The 15034-nt window shown below is 70.2% G+C and carries 16 protein-coding genes; 10 read left to right on the top strand and 6 right to left on the bottom strand.

What is annotated here, in order from left to right:
* Positions 1–38: 38 nt before the first annotated feature.
* On the top strand, positions 39–716 hold the full coding sequence (locus tag ACFXI3_RS12480) for a hypothetical protein (RefSeq protein ID WP_378399579.1): 678 nt from the start codon (positions 39–41) through the stop codon (positions 714–716).
* A gap of 63 nt (positions 717–779) precedes the next feature.
* Complete coding sequence (locus ACFXI3_RS12475; protein ID WP_370939217.1) at positions 780–1484, top strand: trypsin-like serine protease; 705 nt, start codon at positions 780–782, stop codon at positions 1482–1484.
* 52 nt (positions 1485–1536) lie between these two features.
* Here ACFXI3_RS12475 and ACFXI3_RS12470 read toward each other — a convergent pair whose 3' ends face one another.
* Both ACFXI3_RS12470 and ACFXI3_RS12465 read right to left on the bottom strand, forming a co-directional pair.
* The gene (locus ACFXI3_RS12470; RefSeq protein ID WP_378399578.1) at positions 1537–3006 is read right to left on the bottom strand and encodes a class I adenylate-forming enzyme family protein; all 1470 of its coding nucleotides are present in this window, start codon (positions 3004–3006) and stop codon (positions 1537–1539) included.
* Between the two features lie 63 nt (positions 3007–3069).
* Positions 3070–4050: a hypothetical protein gene (locus ACFXI3_RS12465; protein WP_378399577.1), complete on the bottom strand. Its 981-nt coding sequence runs from the start codon at positions 4048–4050 to the stop codon at positions 3070–3072.
* A 213-nt stretch (positions 4051–4263) separates the two neighbouring features.
* Between ACFXI3_RS12465 and ACFXI3_RS12460 the strand changes: the two genes are divergently transcribed.
* From ACFXI3_RS12460 to ACFXI3_RS12435, 6 genes are all read left to right on the top strand, one after another.
* Positions 4264–4605 (top strand): WXG100 family type VII secretion target, encoded by a 342-nt coding sequence (locus tag ACFXI3_RS12460; RefSeq protein ID WP_093576046.1) that lies wholly within the window; start codon positions 4264–4266, stop codon positions 4603–4605.
* Between the two features lie 16 nt (positions 4606–4621).
* Complete coding sequence (locus ACFXI3_RS12455; RefSeq protein ID WP_037809581.1) at positions 4622–4921, top strand: hypothetical protein; 300 nt, start codon at positions 4622–4624, stop codon at positions 4919–4921.
* A 97-nt stretch (positions 4922–5018) separates the two neighbouring features.
* Positions 5019–5402 carry a hypothetical protein gene (locus ACFXI3_RS12450; RefSeq protein WP_344268260.1) on the top strand — a complete coding sequence of 128 codons (384 nt, stop codon included), beginning with the start codon at positions 5019–5021 and terminating at the stop codon, positions 5400–5402.
* On the top strand, positions 5399–6721 hold the full coding sequence (locus ACFXI3_RS12445; protein WP_378399576.1) for a WXG100 family type VII secretion target: 1323 nt from the start codon (positions 5399–5401) through the stop codon (positions 6719–6721). The genes ACFXI3_RS12450 and ACFXI3_RS12445 overlap by 4 nt, the downstream gene beginning before the upstream one ends.
* Positions 6718–7995, top strand: coding sequence for an alpha/beta hydrolase (locus ACFXI3_RS12440; protein WP_378399575.1), 1278 nt, complete (start codon positions 6718–6720; stop codon positions 7993–7995). The genes ACFXI3_RS12445 and ACFXI3_RS12440 overlap by 4 nt, the downstream gene beginning before the upstream one ends.
* Positions 7992–8369 carry a hypothetical protein gene (locus ACFXI3_RS12435; RefSeq protein ID WP_354737736.1) on the top strand — a complete coding sequence of 126 codons (378 nt, stop codon included), beginning with the start codon at positions 7992–7994 and terminating at the stop codon, positions 8367–8369. Before ACFXI3_RS12440 ends, ACFXI3_RS12435 begins: the two co-directional genes overlap by 4 nt.
* 145 nt (positions 8370–8514) lie before the next feature.
* Here the strand turns inward: ACFXI3_RS12435 and ACFXI3_RS12430 are convergent, their stop codons facing one another.
* From ACFXI3_RS12430 to nadA, 4 genes are all read right to left on the bottom strand, one after another.
* Positions 8515–9684, bottom strand: coding sequence for a S8 family serine peptidase (locus tag ACFXI3_RS12430; protein WP_378399574.1), 1170 nt, complete (start codon positions 9682–9684; stop codon positions 8515–8517).
* Positions 9685–9746: 62 nt separating this feature from the next.
* On the bottom strand, positions 9747–10640 hold the full coding sequence (nadC, locus tag ACFXI3_RS12425) for a carboxylating nicotinate-nucleotide diphosphorylase (protein WP_378399573.1): 894 nt from the start codon (positions 10638–10640) through the stop codon (positions 9747–9749).
* Positions 10637–12286, bottom strand: coding sequence for an L-aspartate oxidase (locus tag ACFXI3_RS12420; protein ID WP_378399572.1), 1650 nt, complete (start codon positions 12284–12286; stop codon positions 10637–10639). The genes nadC and ACFXI3_RS12420 overlap by 4 nt, the downstream gene beginning before the upstream one ends.
* Entirely contained in the window at positions 12283–13293 is a 1011-nt protein-coding gene (gene nadA / locus ACFXI3_RS12415) for a quinolinate synthase NadA (RefSeq protein WP_116205755.1), read from the bottom strand. Before nadA ends, ACFXI3_RS12420 begins: the two co-directional genes overlap by 4 nt.
* 134 nt (positions 13294–13427) lie before the next feature.
* On the opposite strand from nadA, the gene ACFXI3_RS12410 reads away from it, so the two are divergent.
* Complete coding sequence (locus ACFXI3_RS12410) at positions 13428–14081, top strand: NUDIX domain-containing protein (RefSeq protein ID WP_344268574.1); 654 nt, start codon at positions 13428–13430, stop codon at positions 14079–14081.
* 43 nt (positions 14082–14124) lie between these two features.
* A complete protein-coding gene (locus tag ACFXI3_RS12405) occupies positions 14125–14841 on the top strand; it encodes an LON peptidase substrate-binding domain-containing protein (protein ID WP_378399571.1) in 717 nt (238 codons plus the stop codon).
* The last annotated feature ends 193 nt before the right edge of the window (positions 14842–15034 follow it).

Here is a 15034-nt window from a genome sequence, read left to right as displayed (position 1 = left end):
TCTGCCAGCATATGCAGTCCACGAGCGAGGGAGCCCCGATGCCCGGCCTGGTCGAACTGGCCTACACCACCGGCGGAGGCGTCGTCGGCGCCGCGCTGACGAACTATTTCACGAAGATCCAGGAACGCCGCCAGCTCCGCGCCGAGGTGTACCGGCGGCTCGAAGCGACCCGCGCGATCTCCGGCGGTGTGCACGAAATCCGGATCGGTTTGCCCCCGAACACCTTGACCAGCCGCAAAACTCTCGCCAACGCACTCGGAATCGCCGCTGTCCTCGAAGACGGCACGGACGCGCACCGCGCCCTCCACGAAGCCCTGTCCGAACTGCTCACCGCGGTCCTGGTCGCCGGAATCCCCCGCCGAGTAGCCGATTTCGCCGCCGGCGCGCACGAACGCGTCCTGGAATGCGCCGTAATAGCGGCGGTCGACCGACGCCTAGGCGGTATCACAGACACCGACCAGCTCACCCAAGCCGCCCAGACCTACCGCGCCGAAACCACCAGCCTCCTGCTCGCCGTCCTCTGGCACCCGTGGCGAGCCCGGCTCCGCACCCGGAGCCGGATCCGCGATCTCCGCGTCGCCGTACACGCGCTGCACCTTCAGCAGGAAACAGCCGTCGCCGCGCTCACCCGTCCGGAGCAAGCCGAAGCCCTCCACCGGCGTCTTGACCCGGACGGCACGCTCCGCGAAACGTGGATCGAAGACCGACTTCCGTAGGTTACCGGATTTCCACATGCCGCCTACGGTCGGGAAATCACCACCGAGGCGGAGGGATTTTCCATGCGTTACGCGAAAGCGGCGGCCGTCGTCGCAGGGGCAGCGATGGCGTTCGGAGTCGGGGCGGCACTCCCGGCGAGCGCCGACACGCACATCATCGGCGGCGGCACCGTGAAGTCGGCCCCGTGGGGCGCCCAGATCTTCTGGGACGACGTCACCGACTACGGCGGCTTCGAATGCTCCGGCACGATCATCGCCTCGCAGTGGGTGCTCACCGCGCAGCACTGCCTGAACAAGGGCGGCATGCACGTCAAGGTCGGCGACGTCTCGCTGGGCAAGGGCACCGAAGCGGCGGTCGACGAGCAGAAGGCCTCGCCCAACGGCGACATCGCGCTGCTGCACCTTAAGTCCGCAGTGGACACCACGTTCATGAAGCTGGCCGACAAGGACCCGGAAAACGGGGCCACCAACCAGATCTACGGCTGGGGCCGCACGAAGGACCAGAGCCCGCCCTCGGACACGCTCAAGACCGCGGACGTCCAGGTGACCGGCGAAAGCACGGACGCCTTCAACGGCAAGGCAATCGCGAGCAAGGGCGTCACCGGCTCGTCGTGGCACGGAGACTCCGGCGGCCCGCAGCTGGCCGACGGCGTCCAGGTCGGCGTCTGCTCGACCGGCGAAAACTCCGGCAGCGACGAACACGGCACCCAGAACTATGCCAGCGTCGCCAACAGCCGAGACTGGATCAAGCAAACCGCAGGCGTGTAACCCAAAGCCGTGAAGGGCTCCTTGAGGGAATTTGTTTCCCTCAAGGAGCCCTTCACGGCTTTTGCGGTACGCGAGGGCGGCCGACAACCAGCTTCCGCAACGCCCCCTTGTCCGGTTTGCCGGACGCAGCAACCGCAACCTCGTCCATCACAGTGAAAGAAACCGGTACGGCAGCATCCCCCAGCTCAGCAGCGACAACCGCCCGCAACTCCCCCTCGTCCACCACACCCCCGGGCGCGGCGACGACAAACGCATGCGCCGCCTCCCCAGTCCGCTCATCCGGAACCGCGACGACATATGCCTGGTCCACGGCGGAATGCGCGGCGATCGCACGCTCGATCGGCCCGGTGTAATGAATCACCGCGTTCACGATCACCACATCCCGGGCGCGACCGGTCAAATACAGAAAGCCGTGCTCGTCGAGTCGCCCGATGTCCTGAGTGCGGACCCAGCCGTCGGCCAGCACCGTCGCGCTCAGCACGGGATCGCGCCAGTACCCCGCGAAAGCCCTTGCGGTACGGGCGAAAACCTCCCCCGTCTGCCCCGCCGGAACCGCACGGCCCGAAGCATCCCGCACCTCCAGCGAGACCCCTTCGACCGGCAATCCGACCGAAGCGATCGCCTCCGGACGCGCAGACACGTCCGCCGTGTCCAGCACCGTCAATTTCCCGGTCTCAGTCTGCCCGTACCCTTGCCGCAACGCGGGTCCGATTCGCGCAAACCCTTCAGCCAGCAGCCCGGGTTCCACCGGAGACCCGGCGACAGTCAGCATCCGCAGCCCGGAAAGCTCGATTTCCTCTTCGCGCAGCACGTCCAGCATCCGATACAACCGGGGAACCGTCACCAGCGCCGCGGTGATGTCCAGCCGCGGCAGAATCCAGGGAAAGTCCGGCAGCCCCTCCGGAATCACCGCGGTGCCGCCAGCGAGCAAACAAGCCTGCAAATGCAACACCATCACCGCGCTGCTCAAAGTCCCGAACAGCAGAAACCGCCGATAGTCCTCGGCCGAATCCCCCGCCCGCTGTTCAAGACCGAACTCCGCCAACGCGTCGAAACGGTACGCGACCCCCTTCGGCACCCCGGTGCTCCCGCTGGTGAATACCACCCAGCCGACGTCTGACGGTTTCCCGCACGGCACCGGTTCTTCATACGCGGCAAGGAGTTCCGGGCCGATCGGAAGCGTCCGCGCTCCCGCCGGAGCCGGCAGTTCGGCGTCGGTCACCACCGCGGCCACCCCGTCCAGCACCGCGTCGAGATGCGCCGCGGGCAGCCCGGACCGCACCCCCACCGCCCGCGCCCCCAGCGTCTGCACCGCGATCTGCGCGGCCCAGCCCTCCGGCGTCACCCCCGTAGCGATCCCGACCCCGTCGCCGGCCCGCACCCCGGCCGCCCGCAACCCGGCCACGAACCGCCCGACGAGATCGAGCACCTCCCCCCGGCGAACCCGCCGCTCCCCGTGCTCGAACGCGACGTCCTCCGGCGCGCGCCGCAGCGAATCCAGCAGCTCCTGGGGAAATGCCATGACACCGTCCTCCCGTCGGGCCAGCCACCAGCGACTGGCCCGGCCAGAAGTACCGAACAGATCTCAGAATCCCCTCAACGCATGCCGTTCACCGGGAAGCACCGAAGGCCGCGCCGTCCGCACTGACAACAACGCGCCAAGCGCCACCACCGCGACCAACCCGGCAGTCGCAGCGAGCGTCCACACATCCGGCCGCACAATCGACTGCCCCCGCATCGCCTGCCACGCGGTAATCACCACGACCCCCGCGTACCCGACGGCCCCAGTCCACACCAGCCGACGCCGCACAAGCTCGCTGGACAGCACCGGATACCGCCGGGACAACGCCACCAACGCGAGCGCCAGCAGCGGCAACGCCTGAATCGCGTGGATCCCCACGAAATGCGTGATCCGCATGTCCCCGCCGACCGTGCTCCAGCCCAGCAGCGGCAACCCCGGCCCGCCGTCCTCGAGACCGACCGTGTGCCCGCCGATCATCGACGGCTTCCCGCCGCCGTCCAGCACCCGCTGCTGCGCCGGGCTGGCCGAGAACATCATGAGCGCCAATCCCATCCCGCCCGCCGCGAGTGCGGTCCCCCACCGCAGCGCGGACGTCAGCGCGCGGTCCGGCAGCTTTTGGAACAGCAGCAGGACGACCACCGCCGCGGTCGCGCCCCACGCGGCGAACGCGCCGGTGGCCAGGAAGTTGCCGATCGTCGAGTCGGCCGGCGTCGCGTGGTTGAAGTGCAGCGGACGGTCCCGGACGAGCACCTGCCACACCAGCAGCGCCATGTCCGCGCCCATCGCGACCGCGAACACGGTGCCCATCCACCAGCCGGCCCGGCGGCCGCGTTTCACGAGCGACAGCAGCCACGCCAGCGTCGGCGCGTACAACGCCACCGAAACCGCGAATTTGAACGGTTTGGCCCACAGCGGCGCGTTGACGAGCGTGCGATCATCCAGCAGCAGCCCGAACACGCACGCGATCAGCAGCAGCACCATCGCCCCGGCCAGCACCCCCAGCGGGCGGTGCAGCCGGAACAGTCGTAATCCCCAGGAAGTCATGCGATCAGCCTGGCCGCCAGCGGGGGGCCGGGCACTGGCGTCGTCCCCCGTCTCGGGGGTAGGGCGCACCCCACCTGTGGGTAATAGTGCCGTCAAAGCGACCGGCAGTTGTGCCGTTTGACCGGACCCGCTCTTTTTCTAGCGTGACATTCACACCGCGCGGCCCGCCGCGCACCGGGATTTTCCACGAGAGGGAAGGAGGTGGCCCGTCAGATGTCCAGTCCGGGATTCCAGGCAGATTCAGCTGCCATGACGCGCGCCGTCCAGGGCTTCGAGGAGACCGCGTCGAGCGCGAAGACGACGATGGCCAGCTTGGAGTCCGAGCTGACCGAGACGCTGCGGAACTACAAGGGCGACCAGGCCGTCGCGTTCTGGGACCTGCAGCGCAGGCTCCAGGAGAAGATGACCGCCGCCGTCCGCGAGCTCGACACGATGTCGCAGCTGGTGCACACCAGCCACGCGAACTACAACTCGGGCGACTCCGACGTGCACCAGAGCTTCCAGAGCGTCAGCCACACCGTCGAGGGCAACGTGATCCCTCGCCTCAACCCCTGAGAGAGGACAAGACACCATGGCTGACGTCGTAGAAATCAGCTTCGGGGCCCTGCAGCACAGCTCCGCGTCGCTCGCCGCCAAGGCGAAGGCGCTGACCTCCCAGCTGGAGCAGCTGCACCAGAACCTGCAGCCGATCACCCAGACCTGGTACGCCTCGGGCAGCTCCGCCGGTGAAGCGGCGCGCGCGTCCGAGACCCGGCTCCGCCAGGCGACCGCCGACATCGTCGCGATCATCGCGCAGTTCGGCACCAAGGTCGGCGACGCCCACGATCTCCAGCACCAGCTGGAGAACCGAAACCAGGGCCTGTTCGCCTGATCCGGCCCCGACGCCGGCCGTCCGGGGCGGGACCACCCCCCGCCCGCTCCGGACGGCCGGCTTTCCCGCGTCCTGCCGCACGAGAGGTCACCGGCCGATGCCCGACCAGTCGTACTACGTCCACCTGGAATCGCTGAGCGACTTCGTCCGGGAGCTGGAAACCCAGATCCACGCGATGTCCCGGCCGAACGACTTCCTGCGCACCCTCGGCGAGCATCCGCTGCTGTTCGGGGAGTTCGGGGAAGCCGCTTCGCTCGCCGACGCCCACCACGCCGCGGTCGCCGAAATGCAGGGCCTGCTGGAGCAGGTCCGCGGGGCGATCACGTTCGCTCAGGACGTCACCACCACCGTCGCCGACGGTTACGCCCAGGCCGACCAGTCGGTCGCGGGCGATCTGCACCAATCGGGTCAGCAGACCGGTCTGCTGGACCCGCTTTTCTCGTTGCTGGGCCTTGATTCCTCAGGGGGTAAGAAGGCATGAGCGGCCCTCGCACCAATTTCGCCGGCTACACCCATCAGCAGCTCTACGCGATGCTGCAGGCGGGCGATCCGACCACCGCGCGCGCCGCGGCCGAACAGTGGGGTTCGGCCTCGCGCGGGCTGTACGACCAGGCGGAGAACCTGTCCGATCAGCTCACCGATTTCTCCAGCTCGTGGACCGGCGGCGCGGCCGATCAGTACCGGACCATGATGACCGACCTGGTCGGCGGCATCCGCAAGGTCGCGGTCACCGCGCAGGGCATGCGCGACATGCTGGAGGACGCCGCGGACGCGCTGGTCAAGGCGAAAACCGAGATGCCGCCGCCGGTCGCGGTGCCGGACGTCTCCCCCGCCGACGTCGCGCTGGCGGTCAATCCGCCGCTGCTCCCGCCGGACACCCCGCCCGCCACGATCGTCGCCGCGACGCAGCAGCGGCAGCAGGCGATCGCCAACGTCGAAGCGCAGCAACAGGCCGCCAACGCCGCCGGCTCCGCGCACGCGAAGGCGATCGTCGTGATGAACAACCTCGCGACGAATTACGACACCGCCGAGGACGCGATCCCGGTTTCGCCGAACGCGGCCGCTCCGCCGCCCAAGCCGGTTCCCGGCGGCGGCGCTTCGACCGGGGGCGCCACCGGCCCGATCGGCAACAGCCCGGACGGCGGGACCGCGGTCGGCGCTCCGATCGACTCGCATCCGCTGCCCACCGACGGCACGCAGGTTCCCGGCTCCCAGCCGGGACACCCGGCACAGACGCCGGGCAGCCCGCTGTTCGGCGACATGTTCACCGCCGGTCTCGCGGCCGCGTCCGCCGCCGCGTTCGGCCGCTTCGGGTCGATCATGCCGAAGGTTCCGCCGTGGGCCTCGGGCAAGGACAAAGACAAGAACGACAAGGACAAAGAGCAGGACACTCCGCCGGGCATCAAGCTCGGCGGCGGCGCCGGTCCCGAGGGCGGGGGCGGCGGCGGGATCCCGGTCGGCGGCGGAGGCGCGCCGTCGATCGACGGCGGCGGCATTCCGTCCGGCGGCGGCCTCAGCGGCGCCGGGGAAGCTCCGGCCGCGCACTCCGGGCTCGCCGGTAACGCGCAGTCGAACGTCCTCAGCGGGCTCGCGGGCGGCGCCGCCGGTGCGGCCGGCGCGGCGGCCAAGAGCGCGATGCCGATGATGCCCATGATGCCGATGGGCGGCATGGGCGCGGGCGGCGACATGGGCTCCGGCAGGCGGATTCCCGCGTGGCTCGTCGAAACCGAGAACGTGTGGGGCCAGCAGGCTCCGGTCGCGCCCTCGGTCATCGGCGAAGAGCCGATCGACCAGCCGTGACCGACGGATACCGGGTAGCCCCGGCGAAACTCGCCGGCGCGGCGTCCGAATTGGACGCTCGCGCCGGCGCGCTCCGGACCGCGCAGCAGGCTGTGGCGGGCGAACGAGTGCCCGCCACAGCCTTCGGCCAGGTGTCCGCGTCGGCCGGATGTGCCGCCGGGCTGGCGAAAACTCTCGGCGCACTCGCCGGGGACGTCGATCAGCGCGTCGTTCGCATCCAGGTTCTTCGCGACGGCCTCACCGCTTCCTCGGCGGGATACCGGCGCGCCGACGAGCAGGTCGCGGCGATGTACCGCTCGCTGCTGCCCGAAGAAGCCGTTCCCTCCGCTGGAAAATCCGCCAGCAGCGGCGGCTGGGCCGGGACTATCGCGGCCAATCGCATGAAGGTTTCCGACGCGCTCGCCGCCGAACGGACCCGTCTCGCCGGACTGTCCGATCCGGACGACATCGCCCGCTCGCAGCGGCGAATCGCGCTGTACCAAAGCATTCTCGACGACCACCGGCAGATCCTGCGGTTCGACCCGTCCGGCAACGGCCGGATCGCCGAACTCGTCGGGACGATCCAGCCGGGCACGCGCAACGTCGGGCTGTTCGTGCCCGGTGTGCACACCCGGATGGACACCTTCCAGTCCTACGCCGACCTCGGCCGCAGCCTCGTCGCCGCCGACCCGAGCGGCCGGACCGCGATGGTCGTGTGGGCCGACGGCGTGTTCCCGCAGAACGTCACCACCGAGGGCGCCGAAGCCAGCTACGCCCAGACGATGGCCCCGAACCTCAAGGCGTTCGGCGACGAACTGCGCGGCCAGGTCGACACCCAGACCGGCGGAGCCGCCACGATCACCGCGATCGGCCACAGCTACGGCGGCGCCACCGTCGGGCTCGCTGACCAGCAAGGCTTGCCAGTGGACCGGGTACTGCACGTAGAGTCGGCGGGCATGGGACACGGCGTATGGAGCCCAGCAGACCTGCCGCCGAGCCAAGCCGGCGTGCAGCGGTACTCGATGACCGCCCCGCTGGACCCGATCATCCTCGCCCAGGGCAACGCCGGGGCACTGGAATGGACCGGCATCGGCCATGGAGCCGACCCGGACACTTTCCCCGGCGTCACCGAACTCACCACCGGCCGCGACGCGGCCGGAAACGTGCAGTGGGGCTTGTCCTCGCACAGCGGCGTGCTCAAACCGGGTTCGGATTCGTGGGAGAACATCTACGGCGTGCTCACCGGCGGCCACGTCACTGAAGCGCCCGTGCCGGTTCCGGCGGTGCTGCCGTGATCACGCGCGAATTGACGGATCTGGCTGCCGAACTGACGAACGTCATCGACAGTGTCGCGGAGGCATTCGGCTCTCGCGCAGTGCCCACAGTGGACGGTGAGCTGGACTGCGATCCCGCGCAGCCGGGGCATTTGGTGTGCTGGCAGTACGGGGTCCGGCTGGAGGACAGCCCGGGTGCGTTGCGGGTGCTGACCGAAGCGGTGCGGCCGACGTTGGAAGCGGCGGGCTGGGAATCCTACGATCGCAGCACTTATCGTGAGGTGATCGGACGGTTTTCGCGTGAGGGCGCGGATTTCAGCGTGCACATCGCGCGCGACGGACGCGGAGTGGCCATCATCGGCTCGACGCGGCTCGTGAGTGTTGATCCCGGTTAGAACCGGCCGCAACACTCACGACACCCGCCGCCGAAGCAGCGCCGCCAACCTTCGCACGCGACAAACTCGGGGTGCCCGCCGTCAGCTCCCTCCGTCTCGTGAGTGCTAACGCCCGTTAGAACCGGCATTGCCACTCACGAGGCCCTCAGGCCCGAAACCGCGACGGCCGCCATCCGCGCCGCCGCCCCCGCCGGAACGCCGCCACCCCGATCCCCGCCGCAGCAGCCGCCGCGACCCCGCCCACCGCAACAACTCCCGCCGCGACATCAGACGTCGGCCGCGCCTCCGCGGCCGCCGGAACCACCGCGGGCAACTGAGACCGCACCGCAGCCGCACTCGGGCCGGGCGCGTTGGCGGGCAACGTCGACGACACCGCGGCGTAAGCGTCGAGCATTCCCCAGCCCCGGCGCGGATCGTGCGCCCCGGACGGCGGCCGGGAAGCGGTGAGCGTCAACCGGTTCACCACCTGCTCGCCCTTCAGCTCCGGATGCGCCGAACGAACGAGCGCCGCCACCCCGGCGACATACGCCGCGGCCAGGCTCGGGTCGGTGATCGGCCACCGATGCGCCACCGCGCCCCCGCCGCCTGCCGACGTGCTCACCAGATTCGCGCCAGGCGCGGCGATTCCGAGGTAATCCCCGGCTTCGGTCTGCACCGGCGCGCCGGATTCGTCGGTCGAGCCGACCGCGAGCACATCCTTCGACGCGGTCGGATACGTATGCGCCCCTTGCTGAGTGGCCGCCGCGGCCGAAATCACCACGGCACCACGAGACTTCGCGTGCTCGAGCGCCGCACCGAGCGCCGGGCTGTCCGAACCCGCCGGGACCGCCACGAGAATCACGCCCGCGCCGCGGTCGACCGCCGTCTCGATTGCCCCGGCCAGCGCGCCCGGATCACCGCCGCCGTCCGAGGAGGAACCGTTGCTTTCGGTGTAGCGCAAGGGAAGCAGCTTCACTCCGGGCGCGACGCCGGTGAAGGTGGTCTCGTTCGCCTGCTGCGCGCCGACGATGCCCGCGGCGATCGTGCCGCGGCCGTCGCAGTCGGAATCCGCGGTGCCCGCGCCGCCGAGCACTTGTCCCGGCCCGAATTGCGCGTTCTGCTTGTCGACGCCGGTGCCGATCACCGCGACGGTCTGTCCCTCGCCCCTGGTCAGCGCCCACAGCCGCGGCGGATTCACCAGCCGCTGCCCCCAGGACACCGCGCCGGTGTACGGGCCGGACGGATTCGCGCACGCGGCCGCGCGGGCCGAGGCCGCCGCGCTGGGCAGGCCGAGCACCACGAGCGCGGCCACCGCTCCGGCGGCAATTCCCCGCACCGCGGCCCCCTCCCCTTGTCGGACAAGGAGATTCTAGTGGAGAGCGGGCCGCGGCGACAGGGTTATCGCAGGTCCATCCCGAGATCGAGCGCGGGCGAGGAATGCGTGAGCCCGCCGACGGAGAGATAGTCCACACCGGACTCGGCGTACGGTCGCGCACGATCTAGCGTCAGCCCGCCGGACGACTCCAGCCGCGTCTTCGGCGACACCTCGTCCCGCCGCGCGACCGCCTTCACGCACTCCTCCGGCGTGAAGTTGTCCAGCAGCACCTCGTCCGCCTCGGCGGCCAGCGCCTCGTCCAGCTGAGCCAGGTCATCCACCTCGACCTCGCACGGCAGCTGCGGCGCGTGTTCCCGCGCCGCCGCCAGCGCCGCGGTGACCGAACCGGCCGCGACCACGTGGTTGTCCTTGATCAGCACCGCGTCGCCGAGACCCATCCGGTGGTTCACGCCGCCGCCGCACCGCACCGCGTACTTCTGCAGCAACCGCAGCCCCGGCGTCGTCTTGCGCGAATCCCTTACCGCAGCACCGGTTCCGTCGATCGCGGACACCCACGCCGCGGTCGCCGTCGCCACTCCGGACAGCAGGCACAGCAGATTCAGCGCCGTGCGCTCCGCGGTCAGCAATCCGCGCACCGGACCGCGCAGCACGAGCACCGGCTCCCCCGGGACGGCGGGCGAACCGTCCTCGCGGATCGAGACCACCTCGTAGTCGTCGCCGAGCACCTGGTCGAAAACCGCCAGCGCCAACGGAATCCCGGCCACGACACCGGCGACGCGCGGCGTCAGCTCCGCCACCGCACGGGCGTCCGCCGGGACTGTGGACGCCGTCGTGGCGTCCGGCCCGTACCGCAAATCCTCTTCCAGCGCGGTAGTCACGACCCGCCGCACGTCCGCGACGTCCAGCCCGTCCACCACCAGCGACCGCACGACCGCTTCGGAGAATTCCCCGCTCATGCCACCCCTTCCAACGACGTCGCCTCGACCAGCACCGGCTGTCCCGACGGGCTCAGCCGGATCAGCTGACTCCGCCGCAGCCCCTCGTCCCGCTCGGGGAAGTCCGTCCGCACATGACATCCCCGCGATTCCGTCCGTCGCTCCGCCGCCGCGAGCAACGCCTGCGCCGCCACGGTGAGCGCCGCGTCCTCGACCGCTCGGTGCGTCCACAACGGACTGTCCGTTGTCGACAAATCGAGCGCCGAACCCGCCGCGGCGAGCCCGTCCGCGTCCCGGCCGATCGCCGCATACCGGCTCATCACCCGTTGCAGCACATCACGTTCCGCCGCCGGCGCGACCGTCCTTTCCGGAATCCGGCCTCGCGCCGGATCCGGCAGCAATCCGGCGGCCAGATCCGCGGCGACCGCCTCCGCGGTCCGCTGTCCGACGACCAGCCCTTCGAGAAGACTGTTGGACGCCAGCCGATTCGCCCCGTGCAACCCGGTCCTTGCGACCTCGCCCGCCGCGTACAACCCGCGCACGCTCGACCGTCCGTCCACAGTGGCCACCACGCCGCCGCACGCGAAGTGCGCCGCGGGCGTCACCGGAATCGCGTCCACCGCCGGGTCGATGCCGAGCACCGCGCACGCCGCGTGCACCGTCGGGAACCGCTTGGCGAAGCCGGGAATGCCAGTGGCGTCAAGGAAAACATGATCGTCGATGCCGCCGGGAGCCAACAGCTGCCGCCGGGTGATCGCCGCCGCCACGACGTCGCGCGGGGCCAGATCGCCGAGTGGATGCACCCCGGCCATCACCGACGCGCCCGCGCCGTCCACAAGCGTCGCGCCCTCGCCGCGCACCGCCTCCGTCACCAGCGGACACCGCCCGCGCGCACCCGGCGTATACAGCACCGTCGGGTGGAACTGCACGAACTCGATGTCGGCGGCCGTCGCCCCGGCACGCAAAGCAAGCGCCAGCCCGTCACCGGTCGCGATCTCCGGATTGGACGTCGCCTGGTACAACTGCCCGAACCCGCCGCTGGCCAGCACCACCGCGGACGCGCGCACCACACCCGGCACGCCGTTGCGGTCGAGCACCGTCACTCCGGCCACCTCGCCCGCCGGCGTGCGCAGCGCGTCGACCGCGATGTGGTGCTCCAGCACCGGAATCCGCCGCTCGCCCGCTTGCGCCACAAGCGCGCGCTCGACCTCCGCCCCGGTGGCGTCGCCGCCCGCGTGGATCACCCGGAACGCACTGTGCCCGCCCTCGCGCGCCCGCGACAGCCCGCTCGAGCTGTGGTCGAACACCGCGCCGTTCTGCCGCAACTCGGTGACCGCCGCCGGACCGCCACCGACGATCGACCGCACCGCGGCCTCGTCGCAGATCCCGGCTCCGGCCGTGAGCGTGTCCGCCGTGTGCTTCTCGACCGTGTCGCCCTCGTCGCGCTCGCCGTCGAGCACCACGGCCACGCCGCCCTGCGCCCACCGCGTGTTGCCGTCGGCGACCGCCGCCTTCGTCACGACCAGCACGTGCAGCCCGAGTTCGCGAGCCCGCAGCGCCGCCGAAAGCCCGGCCACGCCGCTACCGATCACCACCACATCGGCCCGGGCTTCCCAGCGCGGATCCGGTGAGGTTTTCGCCTCATCGGCGTTAACTAGGCCGCTCATTCCCCACCGCCAGGCTGCCCGATTTCGATCATCCGCTGCACCGAGGCACGCGCCCGCGAAGCCGTTTCCGGGTCGACGTGGACCTCGTCCGCGCCCTCGGTGAGGCTCCGCAGCAGCGCGGCCGGGGTAATCATCTTCATGTACCGGCACGAGGCCCGGTCGTTCACCGCGCGGAAGTCGATCTCCGGCGCGGCCTTGCGCAGCTGGTGGATCATGCCGATCTCGGTGGCCACGAGGACCGAGGTCGCCTTGGTGTCGCGCGCCGCGTGCACCATGTCGCCGGTGGACAGGATCTTGACCCGCTCCGGAGCCACCGCGCCCTCGCCTGCCAGGTAAAGCGCCGAGGTCGCGCAGCCGCATTCGGGGTGGATGAACAGGTCGGCGTCCGGGTTCTCCTCGGCGCGCGCGGCCAGCTCGGCCCCGTTGATCCCGGCGTGCACGTGGCACTCCCCGGCCCAGATGTGCATGTTCTCGCGCCCGGTCACGCGCTTGACGTGCGCGCCGAGGAACTGGTCCGGAAGGAAGAGAACTTCCTGGTCAGCGGGGATGGAAGCGACGACGTCGACCGCGTTCGACGACGTGCAGCAGATGTCCGTCTCGGCCTTGACCTCGGCCGTCGTGTTCACATACGAGACGACCACCGCGCCCGGGTGCTCGGCCTTCCACTCGCGCAGCTGGGCGCCGGTGATGGAGTCGGCGAGCGAGCAGCCGGCCCGCGCGTCCGGGATCAGCACCGTCTTCTCCGGAGCCAGGATCTTCGCCGTCTCGGCCATGAAGTGCACGCCGCAGAAGACGATCGTCGACGCGTCGCTGCTGGCCGCGATGCGGCTGAGCGCCAGAGAGTCGCCGGTGAAGTCCGCGATGTCCTGGATCTCCGGGACCTGGTAGTTGTGCGCGAGCAGCACCGCGTCGCGCTTGCGGGCGAGCTCCCGCACGCGGGCGGCCCAGTCGGCGTCCGCCTCGACCCCGCCGTAAGGGGTCAGATCCTGGTCAAGCGTGGTGGTCATGTCTTCGGCCCTCTCGACTTTCGCCGGCCTAGGAACCGGATCGACCCCGGTTCCTCCCCATCCCGGTTTTCGCCTTATAATCGAAAACCGTGCGAAGCCATCTTAACACCCGAGCCCCCCTCGCCCACGAGGTTCTGGCGGCAGTCCTTCAAGTGCGCTCCGACACACTGCGCGTCCTCTTGTGGCGCCGAGCACTAGATCCGCACCTAGGCCGCTGGTCGCTCCCCGGCGGCCGGCTCCGCCCCGATGAGGACGTCGAAACCTCCATCCGCCGCCAACTCGCGGAGAAGGTCGACGTCCGCCAGCTGAAGCACGTCGAGCAGCTTTCCGTCTTCAGCGCCCCGGACCGCGTCCCCGGCCCACGCGTCGTAGCGACCGCGTTCCTGGGTCTAGTCCCCTCCGATGTCGACCCAGCAGTCCCCGAAGACACCGAGTGGCACGACGTGAACGCCCTGCCGCGCACCGCGTTCGACCACGAGGCCATCGTGCTGCGCGCCCGCGACCGCCTGCGGTCGAAACTGAGCTACACCAATCTGGGTTTCGCGCTGGCCCCAGAGGAATTCACCATCTCCGCATTGCGCGGCCTGTACTCCGCCGCACTCGGCTACAAGGTGTCCGCGACGAACCTGCAGCGCGTGCTCCAACGGCGCGGTCTGCTGGTCCCCACCGGACACACCGCACCCCCCGGCCGGACCGGCGGACGACCTGCGGCGCTGTTTTCTTTTGCCGCGAAAGACATGCACATCACCGACCCTTTCGCGGTCCTGAAGCCCCCGCCGCGGCGGTAAACACGAACTGCGCCAGCGCTCCGCAGCCCGTACCGTGGACCGCGTGACCGAGCCAGAGCAGTGCCCCAGCGGGACGGCGACCCTGCCGTTGTTCCCGTTGCAGACAGTGCTGCTCCCCGGTACGCACCTGCCGCTGCACATCTTCGAACCGCGCTACCGGCAGCTCACCGCGGACCTGGTCACCGGCAACGTCCCGGAGCACGAGTTCGGCGTGGTCGCCCTGCGCGCCCCGCTCGTCCGCGAGGTCAGTGGTTTGGACCACGTGTACGGCGTCGGCTGCAGCACGATCCTGCGCGAAGCAAAACGCCTCCCAGACGGCCGCTACGACGTAGTCACCCGCGCCGCGCGCCGCTTCCGCCTGCGCGAACTGCACCGAGCGTCCGCGCCGTACCTGATGGCTGTCGTGGACTGGCTCCCCGACGACCCAGTCCCCGCCACAGCGGAATCGACGGCCCGCCAACTGGCCAAGGTAGCCCGAGCCGCCCACCAGCGTTACTGCGAAGCCGCCTGGCACGCGGACGACTGGCACCCGCCCCACGACGACGCCGACCTGGGCGAACTCGCCTACCAACTAGCCGCGGACTGCCTGTTGCCACTGGAGGACCGTCAGCTGCTGCTGGAGGAAACCCACCCCCTGCGCCGGCTGCGCATAGTCTGCCGCCTGCTCACCAGGGAAGCCGGATTCCTGGAAACCCTGGGCGCGGTCCCGCTTCCGCCGACCGAACTGGCGACCTTCACCAAGCCCGCCGACCTGAACTAGCTCGGGCGAGTGCCGTGAGGGCCACCTTCACGGACTCTGATTCCCTCAGGGTTCCCCTCACGTCCCCAAAACCGCACCAGCGCACCCAACTCGAGGTGCACCCAGCCCCTCCCCCGCACCCCGATACGAAGCGTCCCTGCGGTCTGGGGGTGGGGTTGAAAGCAAGAATTACGCCCTGGAAAAAACCCCCCCA

Source organism: Amycolatopsis sp. NPDC059235, assembly GCF_042754125.1.
Lineage (GTDB): Bacteria > Actinomycetota > Actinomycetes > Mycobacteriales > Pseudonocardiaceae > Amycolatopsis > Amycolatopsis albidoflava.
The sequence above is the reverse complement of the archived record's forward strand: the minus strand, read 5'-3'. Positions and strand labels throughout refer to the sequence as shown.